The 14266-nt window shown below is 61.9% G+C and carries 5 protein-coding genes and 7 pseudogenes; 9 read left to right on the top strand and 3 right to left on the bottom strand.

The features are described from left to right. The 6 genes and pseudogenes from HT737_RS08760 to HT737_RS08735 form a co-directional block, all read left to right on the top strand. The coding region (locus HT737_RS08760) for a thiamine pyrophosphate-dependent enzyme (protein WP_306287192.1) at window positions 1-557 on the top strand (557 nt) is incomplete at its 5' end. Beyond that, window positions 557-2006: pseudogene (locus tag HT737_RS08755) on the top strand (aldehyde dehydrogenase family protein). The gene HT737_RS08760 and the pseudogene HT737_RS08755, both read left to right, overlap by 1 nt. 217 nt (window positions 2007-2223) lie before the next feature. Continuing rightward, window positions 2224-3326 (top strand): annotated as a pseudogene (locus HT737_RS08750) (ABC transporter substrate-binding protein). A 243-nt stretch (window positions 3327-3569) separates the two neighbouring features. Continuing rightward, a pseudogene (locus HT737_RS08745) lies at window positions 3570-4480 on the top strand (ABC transporter permease). Beyond that, window positions 4477-5326, top strand: a pseudogene (locus tag HT737_RS08740) (ABC transporter permease). Before HT737_RS08745 ends, HT737_RS08740 begins: the two co-directional pseudogenes overlap by 4 nt. A gap of 13 nt (window positions 5327-5339) precedes the next feature. After that, complete coding sequence (locus tag HT737_RS08735) at window positions 5340-6395, top strand: ABC transporter ATP-binding protein (protein WP_182402242.1); 1056 nt, start codon at window positions 5340-5342, stop codon at window positions 6393-6395. Between the two features lie 134 nt (window positions 6396-6529). Here the strand turns inward: HT737_RS08735 and HT737_RS08730 are convergent, their stop codons facing one another. The 3 genes and pseudogenes from HT737_RS08730 to HT737_RS08720 all read right to left on the bottom strand — a co-directional run bounded on the left by HT737_RS08730 (window position 6530) and on the right by HT737_RS08720 (window position 8905). After that, entirely contained in the window at window positions 6530-7459 is a 930-nt protein-coding gene (locus HT737_RS08730; protein WP_047296122.1) for an AraC family transcriptional regulator, read from the bottom strand. Window positions 7460-7711: 252 nt separating this feature from the next. Further along, window positions 7712-8164: a ribosomal protein S18-alanine N-acetyltransferase gene (rimI, locus tag HT737_RS08725; RefSeq protein WP_041074813.1), complete on the bottom strand. Its 453-nt coding sequence runs from the start codon at window positions 8162-8164 to the stop codon at window positions 7712-7714. Next, window positions 8157-8905, bottom strand: a pseudogene (locus HT737_RS08720) (energy transducer TonB). The gene rimI and the pseudogene HT737_RS08720 overlap by 8 nt, the downstream one beginning before the upstream one ends. A gap of 233 nt (window positions 8906-9138) precedes the next feature. Here HT737_RS08720 and mksB point away from each other — a divergent pair. The 3 genes and pseudogenes from mksB to mksF all read left to right on the top strand — a co-directional run bounded on the left by mksB (window position 9139) and on the right by mksF (window position 13952). Next, window positions 9139-10423, top strand: a pseudogene (mksB, locus tag HT737_RS08715) (Mks condensin complex protein MksB). After that, window positions 10413-11114: an Mks condensin complex protein MksE gene (mksE, locus tag HT737_RS08710; protein ID WP_041074807.1), complete on the top strand. Its 702-nt coding sequence runs from the start codon at window positions 10413-10415 to the stop codon at window positions 11112-11114. Before mksB ends, mksE begins: the two are co-directional and overlap by 11 nt. After that, window positions 11111-13952 (top strand): annotated as a pseudogene (mksF, locus tag HT737_RS08705) (Mks condensin complex protein MksF). The gene mksE and the pseudogene mksF overlap by 4 nt, the downstream one beginning before the upstream one ends. The last annotated feature ends 314 nt before the right edge of the window (window positions 13953-14266 follow it).

The following is a 14266-nucleotide window of genomic DNA, read 5'->3' as shown; positions in this document are numbered from 1 at the left end:
TGGCCCAGACCCGTTTTCTGGAAACCGTCCTGCACGAGTTGCCGGACGCGGTGTTCGTCGGCGACTCCACGCAACCGGTGTACACCGGCAACCTTACCTTCAACCCGGAGCGACCGCGGCGCTGGTTCAACTCGTCCACCGGTTACGGCACCCTCGGTTACGCCTTGCCGGCGGCGATTGGCGCGTGGCTCGGTGGCAACCTCGAGGACGGCGCTCGTCCGCCGGTGGTGTGCCTGATCGGCGACGGCGGCTTGCAGTTCACCCTGCCGGAACTGGCCAGCGCGGTTGAAGCGCGCACGCCGGTGATCATCCTGCTGTGGAATAACCAGGGTTACGAAGAGATCAAGAAGTACATGGTCAACCGCGCCATCGAGCCGGTTGGCGTCGATATCTATACCCCCGATTTCATCGGTGTGGCCAAGGCTCTGGGTTGCGCCGCCGAAGCGATCAGTTCGGTTGAACAATTGCGTGGCGCGCTGCGTGCCGCCACCGATCGTCAGGGCCCGACCCTGATCGAAATCGACCAGACCCAATGGATGCAGGCGGTGGCCCTATGATCAATTTCCCGACCACCCTCGACGGCCTGTACATCAACGGTCAATGGTCCGCCGGGCGTGAGCACCTGCGGGTGATCAACCCGGCCACCGAAGCACTGCTGACCACGGTCAATGGTGGTGATGAACAAGCAGTCAACCACGCCGTCAACGCGGCCACTGAAGCGTTCAAGAACTGGTCGAAAAGCACTGGCGCCGAACGCGGCGCGATCCTGCGCAACATTGCCAACGGTGTGCGCAACGGGCGTGACCACTTGATGAAGTTGCAGTCGAGCAACAACGGCAAGCCACAGTTCGAAGCGGCCATCGACGTCGATGATGTGATCGCCACCTTCGAGTATTACGCCGGTTTGGCCGAAGGCCTCGACGCACAACTCGACAGTAACGTGGTGCTGCCCAGCGACGATTTCAGCGCGCGTCTGCGTCGTGAACCGTGCGGTGTGGTCGGGCTGATCGTGCCGTGGAATTTCCCGATGGTCACCACTGCGTGGAAGCTCGCACCGGCCTTGGCCGCTGGTTGCTGCGTGGTGCTCAAACCTTCGGAAGTCACGCCGCTGCCGGAGCTGGAACTGGCGGCGATCATTGCTGAATCCGGTCTGCCCGACGGCGTGTTCAACCTGGTCTGCGGCACCGGTCTGGCGGTGGGGGCACCGCTGTCGGCGGATCCGCGCATCGCGAAGATTTCCTTCACCGGCAGCAACGCTGTCGGCGTGCAGGTGATGCAGCGCGCCGCCGAAACCGTGAAGGGCGTGAGCCTGGAGCTGGGTGGCAAATCTTCGTTGTTGGTGCTCGAAGACGCCGATCTGGAACTGGCGGTGGAACTGGCTTGCGGCGGCGGTTTCTTCAATGCCGGGCAGATGTGTTCAGCCACCAGTCGCGTGCTGGTCGCCGAGGAGCTGGCCGATGAATTTCTTGAGCGTCTGCAAAAAGCGCGCGCAAGCGATTCGCGTGGCCGACCCGTTCGACCCGGACGTGGAGATGGGCGCACTGGTCAATCAGGCGCAATACCAGCGTGTGCTCGGCCACATCGACCGCGGTTTGAGCGCCGGCGCGAAGCTGGTGTGCGGCGGCAATCGTCCGGCGCATCTGCCGCGCGGTTATTTTTTGCAGCCGACGGTGTTCACCGACGTGCCCCTCGACAGTGCACTGTGGTGTGAAGAGATCTTTGGCCCGGTGCTCTGCGTGCGTAGTTTCAGCAGCGAAGCCGAGGCGATTGCCCTGGCCAACGACAGCCAGTTCGGGCTGGTCGCCAGTGTGGTGACGCGTAACGCCGAGACTGCCGACCGGGTCGCCAACGCCCTGCAGGCGGGGCTTGTATGGCTCAACGCGCCGCAAGTGATCTTCCCGCAGACGGCGTGGGGCGGCTACAAGCAGAGCAGCATCGGCCGCGAATTGGGGCCGTGGGGCCTGGCTGCGTTTCAGGAAATCAAACACGTGATCCGGGCGCTCTGAACGCCCGAAAAAGGTGAGCGCATGCCTCGCAACGAGGCATGCGTCGGTGTCATGGCTTCGATGAGTTTTTATCGATAGTCAGGTGTATTGCACGACCTCAGGATGAACCCGTCGGCTGCGCTGCAGGCCTTTGAATACAAGGCCTGTAGCGGATCCGGCCGCGCGGATGCAACGGTTGCGACCAACCTCATACTTAAAAGAACAAAGGGAGTCCTTCATGGGCGAGCATGATCTGAACAGGCGTCAATTCATTAAAACCGTCGGCGTCGCTCGGTAGCAGCGGCGGCCCTGAGCATGCCCTTCATCCGGGCCAGCGCCAGCGACACACGGTTTGCCGGCAAGACCCTGCGTTTGCTGACCTGGTCGGATGACACCGGCCTCGCCGCACTGCGCAACATCGCCGCCACGTTCGAGGCCAAGACCGGCGCCAAGGTCATCGCCGACCGCACTGGCAGCACCTCGGAAATGGTCGCCAAACTCAAGGCCGGCGGTGACCGTCCGCAGTACGACATCATCACCCTGGCCGGGGTCGGTGCTGAAGGTCTGGCCGCCGCCGGACTGCTGGAAAAACCCGACCTCAACCGCATTCCCAACCTGATCGACGTACCGGAAAAATACCGCACCGGCGCCAACGGGCACGGCATCGGTTACCTGCTGTGGTGCAACAGTCTGGTCTACAGCACCCGCACCCTCAAACAGGCTCCGGACAGTTACGCCGCGCTGTGGGATGCCGATCTGGCGCCGAACATTTTCCTGCCGCCGCCGAACTGGACCGAGGCCATGGACCTGATCATCATCGCCGCGAAACTCGCCGGCGGTGATGAACACAACATCGAGCCGGGCTTCAAGAAACTCGCCGAGCTCAAGGATCGCGTGGTCACCCTCGGCGAGAACCCGAACCAGATCGCCGAGCTGTTCCGCACCGGGTCGTTGGACATGGGTGGGCTGTACGCCCCGGCATTCTTCCCCAAGCAGATCCGCGATCCGAACTACGGCCTCGGTGCCACGTTCGGCATGAAGGAAGGTTTCTACACCGACCTGATGCTCTCGGTGATGCCGAAGAACCGTCCGGGCGACACCGACCTGGCCTACGCCTTCATCGACCACTCTCTCGACCCGCTGGTGCAGGGCAAGATGGCCGAAGACATCTTCAACGGCCCGGTCAACGCCAAGGCGATCATCTCCGCCGAAGCGCGCAAGAGCCCGTACATCCTCACCCCGGAGCAGATTGCCGAGAAGGCGATCATGCACGACAACGCCTTCCTGGCGACCGTGCATGACCAATGGATTCGTCGTTATACGGAAATCTTTTCTTCCTGACGCCGGCCTCCCGAACACCACGGCCCTCCTGTGGGAGCGAGCCCTGTGGTGAGGGGATTTATCCCCGATGGGCAGCGCAGCTGCCCCAAGATCAGCAAATACGGTGCATCAAATGTACCGCGTACGATGGTTTTGCGACTGCTTCGCAGCCGGTCGGGGATAAATCCCCTCACCACAAAAAATGGCTCCCACAGGAGGCAGAGGTGTTCGGCAGATTAGTTTTCCATTGACGAGATCATTGCTATGGAACATCAATCCCTGACCCAATCGGTCGGCGCCGCAGACGTGCGCCCGGCGCGCGGTGTTTCGCCGACCGCCCGGGCGTGGTTTTTCCTCACGCCGTCGATGCTGTTTCTCGGTGTGCTGATCGCCGCCAGTCTGCTGGTGCTGCGCATGAGTGTCGGCACTAAAGGCGCGGAGTGGAGCGGGTTCAGCCTCGCCAGCTACGCGCAATTGCTCGAACCCTATTACCTGAAATCCCTGCTGCTGACCCTGCGTCTGGCGTTGATCAGTGCGGTGATCGCCGTGCTGCTGGCGATCCCGGTGGCGTACACCATGTCACGCCTGACCTCGCCGTTCGTGCGGCGGATCTTTCTCGCGGCGGTGCTGTTGCCGCTGCTGGTCAACTTGTTGCTGCAAAGCTACGGCTGGCTGGTGATTCTCGGCCCGGGCGGGATGCTCAACCAGACGCTGATGGGCCTGGGTCTGATCAAGCGCCCGATCATGTTGCTGTACAACCAGAACGGCGTGCTGATGGGCCTGGTGCAGACTGCGTTTTCCATTGGCGGTGTTTSCCGATTGCCAGCGCCATGCGCGGTGTCGCGCGCACCTACGAAGAGGCCGCCGCAACGCTGGGCGCCAGCCGTTTTCAGGTGTTCCGTCAGGTGGTGTTGCCGATGAGTCTGCCGGGGATCATCACCGGGGCGACGCTGGTATTCGCCTACAACGCCAGCAGTTTTGTCGTGCCGTTGCTGCTCGGTGGTCGCCGTGTGCCGATGCTCGCGGTGATGGTGCATGACCAGATCGCGCCGTTGATGAACTGGCCCGCCGCATCGGCGGCCGGGGTGGTGCTGATCGTCACCACGCTGGCGATCATGACCCTGTCCGAATACATCACTGGCCGTCGTCGGCGCCTGCTGGAGGCTTCGCAATGAGTACCCTGACCAACAAGCGCATGGCGCTGCTGCCCGGCGACACCGGCAAGTTCGCCGGGATCCTTTCCGGGGTCATTCTGCTGCTGGCGGTGTTGCCGATCCTGACCATGATCGTCATGTCGTTCAGCGGTGCGTCGAACCTCGACTTCCCGCCGAGCAGCTACAGCCTGCAATGGTACAAGGCGGCCTGGCACACCTTCGTTTCGCCGGACGCCAGTGATGTGTTGAGCCTCGGCCAGGCCATGGCCACCAGCCTGCTGGTGTCGTGCCTGACCATGGTCTTCGCCACGCTGATCGCGGTGCCCGCCGCCTATGCGCTGACCCGCTGCGAGTTCCGTGGCAAAGCCGTGGCGCTGCAACTGATGTCGCTGCCGCTGGTGTTTCCGATGGTGGTGTTGGGTTTGGCGTTGTTGCTGGTGTTCGACAGCCTGCCGTTTCACCTGACCACCTCGCGGCTGGTGATTGCCCACGTGATTCTGGCGCTGCCGTTCGTGGTGAAAAACTGCACCGCCGCGATGCTCTCCATCGGCAGCGAAGTCGAAGAGGCGGCGCGGATGCTCGGCGCCTCACCGCTGCGGGCGATTGTCGATGTGGTGGTGCCGTTGATGAAGTCGGGGATTCTGGCGGGGGATGCTGCTGGCGTTCATCGTCTCGTTCAACGAATTCACCGTGACCTATTTCCTCTACACCATCGACGTCATGACCGTGCCGATCTGGATGTACAGCCGCACCGTGTCATCGCTCGACCCTACCGTGTTCTCGTTTGCCGTGCTGATCGTGCTGATCGACTTCGTCCTGATCTGGGCGCTGGAGAAGCTGGTGGGCGAGGGCGGCGTTTCCTTTTGATTTGAGGTGCAACATGACTGGTCTGATTCTGGAAAACGTCGAGAAATTCTACGGCTCGGCTTGCGCGGTACAGGACGTCAACCTGCATTTGCCGGAAGGCAAACTGGTGTGTTTTCTCGGCCCGTCGGGCTGCGGCAAAACCACCTTGTTGCGGATGATCGCCGGGCTGGAAACCCTCACCGGCGGCGAGATTCGCCTCGACGGCGAGAACATCGGCCACACCCCGGCGCACCTGCGCAACTTCGGCATGGTGTTCCAGTCGCTGGCGCTGTTTCCGCACATGACCGTTGGCGAGAACATCGCCTACCCGCTGAAACTGCGCGGCGTGAGCAAGGCCGAGCAGCAGACGCGGGTAGTGGAGTTGCTGGAGCTGATCCAGTTGCAAGCGATGATCGACCGGCCGGTGGCGAAACTCTCCGGCGGGCAACGACAGCGGGTGGCGATTGCCCGGGCCATCGCCTCGCGGCCGAAAATCCTCCTGCTCGACGAACCGCTGTCGGCGCTGGACGCCAAGTTGCGCGAGTCGATGCAGGTGGAAATCCGCCAGTTGCAGCAGCGTTTGAACATCACCACGATCATGGTCACCCATGATCAGCGCGAAGCCATGACCATGGCCGACATCGTCGTGGTGCTCGGCGAGCACAAGGTGCAGCAGGTGGGCACGCCGATCGAAATCTATCGGCACCCGGCCAACGAGTTCGTCGCCGACTTCATCGGTTCGGGCAACATCTTCCCGGCCACGGCGCTGGGCGACGGCAAAGTCAGCCTGCCGGGCGGTGATGCGCTGCAAGTACCGATCTGCAGCAGCATCGAGGCGGGGCAGAAGGTAAAGATGCTGATTCGTCCGGAAGACCTGCAACTGTCCGCGCCACAGGCGACGGCGGGCAATCGCTTGCTCGGCAAGGTGACGTTCGTGCGTGATATTGGCGCGACCATCGAGACCACGGTGGAGTGTTCCGGGGTGACGTTCACGGCGTTGAGCACGCCGTGTCAGGGGATTGGTTTGGGGATAGGGCATCCGGTGTCGGTGACGTTGCCGAGTGAGGCGTGTCGAGTGTTGGGGGCTTGATCCGGATTTTTACCGACCATTCCGGCCTCTTCGCGAGCAAGCTCGCTCCCACAGGGGATTTGTGTAGATCACACATCCTATGTGGGAGCGAGCTTGCTCGCGAAGAGGCCATCAGCCTTGACACAAGTTCCGGATCAGACCGACTGCCGCAACCGCGCCAGATCCCTTAACGGCGGTGCACCAAACAAGCGGCTGTACTCACGGCTGAATTGCGACGGGCTTTCATAGCCCACGCGGTAGCCTGCCGCCGACGCTTCCAGCCCTTCGGCCAGCATCAGGCGCCGCGCCTCTTGCAGGCGCAATTGCTTCTGATATTGCAGCGGACTCATCGCGGTCATCGCCTTGAAACGGTGATGCAGGGTCGAGACGCTGAGGTTCACTTCTTTCGCCAGATCATCAATGCGCAGCGGCTGCTCGAAGTTGCCGTTGAGCCATTTGATCGCCTGACTGATGCGATGGCTCTGGCTGTTGGCAATCGCGATTTCATACAAACGGTGGCCCTGCGGACTGCGCAGCAGGCGATAGAGAATCTCCCGGCGAATCAGTGGCGCGAGCATGGCAATGTCTTTCGGCGCATCCAGCAGTCGCGCCAGACGCAACACCGCGTCGAGCATCGCGCTGTCGATCTTCTCCACATACAGGCCGCGCCCGGTCGGCCGGGTCGGCACGCCCATGGGGCCGGCGTCGGCGATCAGTGCGGTGATTTCCGCCGGGTCGATGTCCAGGCGCACGGCGAGGATCGGCTCCTCCGGCGAGACATTCACCACTCGCCCGCTGAGCGGCATCGAGACCGAGACCACCAGGTAATTCAGCGGGTCGTAATTGAAGAACTCATCGGCCAGCCGTACCTCTTTGCGACCCTGGGCCATGATGCACAGCGCCGGTTGCGCCAGCACCGGGGCGAAGTCATGGGATTTTGTGTGGCGCGACATGAACAGTGAGCCGATGGCGGTCTGGTAACTGCCGTCGTCCGTGGTGTTGCGGCGGATGATCGCCGCGAGTTCTGCACGCTGTTTTTCCATGTCGGCATCGGGCGGAGACTGGAAACGATCGAATGACGTCATGCGCGGCATCCTCTGCTAAGACGGTGGAATGGGGCAGAGCCTATATTTGTGCAAGCGCCAGCGGTAGACACATCCTGTCAAATGCTTGCCTGATTCTGCATCGGCTGGTTTTGTGCCGCCGCGATCAGCCTGCATCCGACGCGCAGTGCCTGCGGTCAAATCCCCCTGTAGGAGCTGCCGAAGCGTGCGATCTTTTGATTCTAAAAAACAAAAATCAAAAAGATCGCAGCCTGCGGCAGCGCCTACAGGTATTCAGTCAACCAGGGTGCAGGCCATGACCACGGCGTCTTCACGCCCGCCCACCGCCGGATAATAATCCCGGCGCCGGCCAATTTCGTTGAAGCCATAGCGCTCATACAGCTTGAACGCTGCGGTATTGCTGTCACGCACTTCCAGAAAGCATTCCCGAGCGTCAGCCTTGTAGGCAATCGACATCAGATGCTCCAGCAGCGTCAGCCCCAGCCCTCGCCCCTGATTCTCCGGTTTGACCGTGATGTTGAGCAGGTGCGCCTCATCCAGAATGATCTGCACCACGCCATGGCCGACTTGCTGCTGGCCTTCGAACATCAGCCAGATCTGATACTTACCCAGCCCGTCGAGAAAAATCCCGCGCGTCCAGGGATGGCTGTACGCCGCGTATTCGATCTTCAACACCGCGTCCAGATCCGCCTCGGTCATCGGGCGGAACGATACAGCTTCACTCATTCGATGGTTTCCAGCGCGCCATCAGCCGACGCATGGCTTGCCACACAGCGGCTTTGCGCTGTGGCTCTTCCATTAACAATTCCAGACCGGGAATGGCCCAGGCCAGGCCCAGGCCTTCGATCTGCAACTCACTGTTGAACGCTTCAGCGTCCGCTTCACCGGCAAAGCGCACCGCCGGCAGGCCAATCAACCACAGGCAGGCGCAAGGTGCCGCTTCCATCTGTACCGAGAGGAAACCCTGAACAAAGTCGCGCGCCGCTTCCGGACCTTGATCCATGGTTCCGCGGTTCAGCCATGGCCAGCGCACCGGCTCGCCGACAATTTGTGGCGCATCCGGCAGTCCGGCGGCGCGCAGCATGTCCTTGAGCAACAGATAGGCCGGATCGCGGCTCTGGAACGCTTCGCCGGTGGGTAACTCCACCAGCAGCAGGCAAGCCCCGGCGCGCAGCAATTGCAGGGCGAAACGCGGGGGGCGGCACCGGCGCGGGTCTGGCGACAACTGGCGCCTCCTCGACCTCTTCCACCGGTTTGGCGCCGTTGCGGGTACTGGCGAGCGACGGGCGCGGCACTTCGATCTTCGGCCGTTCGACCGGACGCGCGGCGGGCGGCACCGCCGCATCGGCCTGCACAACCGGCATCACCGCCACCTCTGGCTCAGGCTCGGGCATGTCCAGCAGCTCGGGCCGCGACGGGGGCGGCGAAAGGTAATTCGGTGCGCGGCAGCCAGTTGACCACCTGCATGGCGTTCAAATAGGCGCGGCGGCGGGACTCGATAAGCAAAGGGTCGGCCACTTGTGGATAACTGAAGTGGGCTGATTCTACAGCCCTTCGTTCAAGATCGCTTGCTGTTGATCGATAGCCTTTACCTGGGCTCGCTCCCTTAGAAAATGCGACAGCCCGTCCCGAGAGTGAATCGCATCCCTCCTGATGCAGTACAATCGCGGCTTTTAATCGCCAACCAGCCGGCCATTCCGATGATCGAACCCAAGCGCGTCTTGCGCGCCCTCGCTGAACACTGGGCACTTCTTGAGCCACTGTGCGAGCACTTCGACCAAGGCACCCTGAGCCTCAACGAACTGCGCACGCAACTGGCCGCCCAACAACTGGACAGCACGCCGCAGGACATCACCAGCCTGCTCGACGTGTGGATTCGCCTCGACATTCTGGTCCCCGTGGCGAAAAGCCCGAACCGTTTCGAGCTCAACGCGCAAATTCACGACTTCCTTGCCTATCTGCGCCGTGAACACCGGCTGGGCCTGTGCCTGGAAATCGAAGCCTATCTGCGCCACCTCGAACGGCTGGCCGGCTACATTCAGGACGCGTTCGATGTGCGCGACGGCAACGACCTCGCCCGTCAGTTGCGCTTGCTCGACATGCGCGTGCGCGACGTATTGAAGAAACTCGACAACGACGAACAGGCGCTGGTGGCCGTCGCCGAACGGGCCAAGACCAGCGACCGGCAGATTCCGCTGCGTCAGCGTTATGCCGAAGTGTTGGCGACCTGGGACGAATACGTCGAGCCGATGATCGATCTGGTGAACGCGGACGGCGCCTTCGAACAAGGTGTGCGCAAGGTCGAAACCGTGCTGCTGAAAAATGCTCAGCGAACAGCAGCGCCTCGGCCATCTGGTCGACGACGACATGCTGCTGCGCACCCACGCGCGCATCCTCGAAATGCAGACCAGTGCCCAGCTGACCCTGCGTCATGCCCGCGAACTGCTGCTGCCGTTGCGGGAAGAAGCGCGCCGACACAACGCCGTGACCCGTGGCGCCGCGCTGGCACTGGCGGCGATCCGTCGCAAAGGTATCGATGCGGTGCCGCAAGCGGCGATGCCGCTGTTCACCCGGCCGCAAAGCACCTTCCTCGGCAGCGCCAGTCAGGTCGAGGCCTACGTCTACGCCCTGGCGCGTTTCGAGCCGAAACCGGCGCGGTTCCCCAAGGCGCACAAGACCCAGAAATCCGGCGATGCGCCACGTGCACCGCGCACCGTGCGCGAGATGGTCGAGCGTTGCGAAGAGTCCCTGCCAATGCCGGATTTGATGACCTGGCTGCTGGAACAGGAACCGGACGGCGCCACCGACGAATTGCTCTACTGGTTCTCGCGCCTGTCGCGGGAAAAACGCTTCACCCGCGAGCGTCTGGAACGCCGCGAATACCACACTCACGAGCATCAGGTCAGCCTGCGCTCCTTCGCCCTGCTCTCGGCCCGCGACCCTGCCGCCGCCGAGGATTCTGCGAGCATCCCCAATGCATCTTGATCTATCCGAACTGTCCCAACTGGCGCCGATCTTCCGCGAGCTGTTCAAGGGCTACCACGTCAGCCGCCGCGACCCGGAACTGTACGCGCAACTGTCGAACTTCCAGGATCAATACCGCACGCTGTTCAAGGCACTCGGCTTCGAACTGGTCTGCGACACCCGTGGCTTCTACTACTTCGTGCCGGACATGGCCGCTGCCGCGGTGAACAAGACTGCGCAGCGTCTGGCGCTCTTCACTTTCATCCTCGTCGAGCACCTGGCCGATCAGGGCCGCGACCCGATCGCCGTGCTCGACGGCGGCAGCCTCGGCCGTGAAGAGCTGCCGTCGCTGCTGGACAAATACCGCGACCTGTTTATCCAGGCCGAAGTGCAGACCGTTGAAGAGCTGGAAGAAAAAATCATGCGCCGCATGACCCAGCTCGGTTTCGCCGGCGAAGAAAACGGCGTGTACCGTTTCCTGCCGCCGATGCACCGTTTCCTCGATGTGTGCCTGTCGGTGCAGCAGGACCGCGATCTGGCGGCCAGCGTGCACAGCGTGCTGCCACTGCCGGCACCGGTGCTGATCGACGAGGAAGCCGAAGCCAGATTCCTCGAAACCGACGATCCGCTTGATCTGTCCGAATTCGAAGAAGAAAGCGAAGAAGACGCACTGGCCCGCGCCATTGCCGAAGAACAGGAGTCCGACGCATGAGCCAGGAACGCTACGGCATTCGCCGCTTTGCCCTTTTGAACACCGCCGGCTACAGCCTCGGCCTGTTTCCGCTGGAAGAACCGTTATCGGTTTACGGCGCGAACAACCTCGGCAAGTCCGCCTCGATCAACGCCTTGCAGTTCCCGATTCTGGCGCGCATGTCGGACATGAGTTTCGGCAAGTACAGCCTGGAACAATCGCGGCGCTTCTACTTCGCCTCCGACACCAGTTACATCCTCGTCGAAGTCAATCTGCCTCACGGCCCGCACGTGATCGGCGTGGTCGGTCGCGGCCCGGGCGGTGGTTTCGGTCACCAGTTCTTCGCTTACGCCGGCAAGCTCGACCTGGCGCATTACCAGAAAAACGATACCTGCCTGCGGCAGAAAGAGCTGTTCAGCAACCTTGAGAAAGAAGGCCTGAAAGCCTACGAACTCAAGCCTGATGAATTGCGTCGTCTGCTGGTGGGCGGGCACACCTCGATCCCGCTGGACCTGACCCTGATTCCGCTGCGCTCCACCAGCGAGCAGAGCCTGAAGACCTTCCGCGCGCTGTTCATCAACCTGCTGCACATGCGCGAAATCACTGCGGCCAAGTTGAAGCAACTGTTCCTCGATGCCTTCGAGCACAGCCTGCGTTCCGGCAGCGTCGACTACATTGCTGCGTGCGAAGAAGCCTTCCGCGATGTGCGCCGGATGGAGCAGGACTACAACTCGCTGGTCGCCGCCGGCCCATTGGTCGAGGCCTTGGCCAACGGCGTAAAACAGCGCGACGTGCTGCGCGGCAAACTGCATCGCCTGTCGCCGCTGCTCGACTCGTTGCTCGGCACCTGGTCGGACTACGCCAATGCACGCAAGGAAGAACTGACGATTCAGGCCGAACACTACCGTCGCGAGCAGGACGATCTGCAAAACGATCAGCGCGGTGGCACCCAGGAGCTGATGCGTCTGGAGCGGGAAATCTCCGGTATCCAGCGCTGGCTCGGCGAGTTGTCGGTGCTGAAGAACCGCTTTGCGCTGGTCGATGACGTCAAAGTGCTGGAGCAACAACTGCTCGCAGCCAAGGACGCTCACGACGAACTGGCCGGTGCGCTGGCCCAGTCCCGGCAGTTCAGCGCCGAGGATCTGGAAGAACGTCTGCGCGATCTGGAAAAGCGTCTGAAGTCGGTGAAGCAGCAACTCGATCACGCCGACAACAACAGCTACGCCCGCCTGCGTGAAGAATTCTCGCAGCAGGACGTCGAGCGCCTGATGCGCCTGTTCAATAGCGCGCTGTTCAGCCTGCCGCTGGGCGAGCACGGCATCACCCTCGACGACGATGGCGAGTGGGTCAAATCAGTCGAATTGATCCTCGATGGCTTCAAGGGCGAGCGTTTCGAAGTGCCGGGGCTGTCGATCGACATCTCGCACATCGAGCCGCCGGCTCTGCAAGCGCTGGCCGACCGCGCCGCGCTGCGTGACCAGAAAGAGCGTCTGGAAAAAAGAGCTCAAGCAGCTCAAGACTCAGCAAGCCGTAGCCGCCGACCGCGCCGCGAGCAAGACCCAGACCGAGGCGCTGTACCAGCAAGTGCTGGACGCACAGAAAGCCCTGGAAGATTTCCGTCGCAACCAAACGCTGAGCGCCGAAGAAGGCGACAAGCTCGAGCAACTGGCACAGATGGAAGCGGCGCAGGACGAACTCAAGCGCTCCAGCGATGCGTTCACCGAGCGCGTCCAGCAACTCTCGGCCAAGCTGCAACTGGTCGGCCGGCAGATCGCCGACATGGAAGCCAAGCAACGTACCCTCGACGATGCCCTGCGCCGCCGTCAGCTGCTGCCGGCGGATCTGCCATTCGGTACGCCGTTCATGGATCCGGTCGACGATTCGATGGACAACCTGCTGCCGCTGCTCAATGACTATCAGGACAGCTGGCAGGGTCTGCTGCGCGCCGACGGACAGATCGAAGCGCTGTATGCGCAAGTGCGTCTGAAAGGCGTGGCCAAGTTCGACAGCGAAGACGACATGGAGCGCCGCCTGTCGTTGCTGATCAACGCTTACGCGCACCGCACCGACGAAGCCCTGACATTGGGCAAGGCGCGGCGTGCGGCGGTCACCGACATCGCCCGGACCCTGCGCAACATTCGCAGCGACTACGACAGCCTTGAGCACCAACTGGCGCTGTTCAACCGCGAGATCAACAAGCGTCAGGTATCCAACCTGCAGAGTTTCCGCATTGTCCTGGCGCCGAACAAGGAAGCGCTCAAGCACATCGACCAGATCATCCACAGCGCCGGTCAGTACGAAGAAGGCGAAACCCTGTCGGTGTTCGATCTGAGCCAAAGCGCCGAACAGGACAACAAGAACGAAGAGGCCAAGGAATACCTCGCACGGCTGGTGGCGGCGAACCACAACCAGCTCGGCCTCAAGGACTTGTTCGAACTGGCGTTCGAGATCACCAAGGTCAACGGTCAGCCGGTGATTCACACCGACATCGACGGCGCGGCCTCCAACGGCACCACCATGACCATCAAGGCGCTGACCAACATGTACTTGTTGCTGCACTTGATGGATCGCGACCTGGCCGGTCGCGTGCGCCTGCCGTACTACCTCGATGAGGCGGCAGACATCGACGAGAAGAACCAGGCCGCATTGCTGGAAACCAGCCTGCAATTGGGCTTCGTGCCGATTCTGGCGAGTGTGAAGCCGCAGGTCTGCGCCAGTGTCGCCATCGACCTGGAAGGCGGCAGCGGCCCGGCGGGGATCTACATCGATGAGGCGGACTGGAAGTACATCCGCCGGCATGATGTGGTGAAGGCCACCGTCAACGTGCAAGCCGATGAGCCAGAGCTGGATGAGGTTTGACCGGCTTTAGCTGAAAACCAAAAAGGGCCGCGATCTGTTGGGATCGCGGCCCTTTTTTATGGCTTTGGATTTGTGCTGAATAGGAGGAACTCATCGCTGGCAAGCCAGCTCCCACAGGTTTTTGCGTTTGAACACACATTCTGTATACGCCATGAAACCCTGTGGGAGCTGGCTTGCCAGCGATGGCGTCTTTGTAGACGCCACATCAATTCCGGATTACTTACCGAGCGAAATCTTCGGCGCCCAGGTCAGCCACTCATCCTCAAACTTTTCGAACAGCGGGAACGTCTGTTCCGCACGCGCCGGGTTGCCCA

The sequence above is a fragment of the Pseudomonas sp. MD195_PC81_125 genome (assembly GCF_014060985.1).
GTDB lineage: Bacteria > Pseudomonadota > Gammaproteobacteria > Pseudomonadales > Pseudomonadaceae > Aquipseudomonas > Aquipseudomonas parakoreensis.
Note: the sequence above shows the minus strand (reverse complement) of the source record. Positions and strands in the feature narration are given on the sequence as shown.

What these genes read in the sequence shown, in the direction of transcription:
- HT737_RS08735 (WP_182402242.1), top strand. Translation starts at nt 5,340, where the DNA reads ATGACTGGTCTGATTCTGGAAAACGTCGAGAAATTCTACGGCTCGGCT.
- HT737_RS08730 (WP_047296122.1), bottom strand. Translation starts at nt 7,459, where the DNA reads ATGACGTCATTCGATCGTTTCCAGTCTCCGCCCGATGCCGACATGGAA.
- rimI (WP_041074813.1), bottom strand. Translation starts at nt 8,164, where the DNA reads ATGAGTGAAGCTGTATCGTTCCGCCCGATGACCGAGGCGGATCTGGAC.
- mksE (WP_041074807.1), top strand. Translation starts at nt 10,413, where the DNA reads ATGCATCTTGATCTATCCGAACTGTCCCAACTGGCGCCGATCTTCCGC.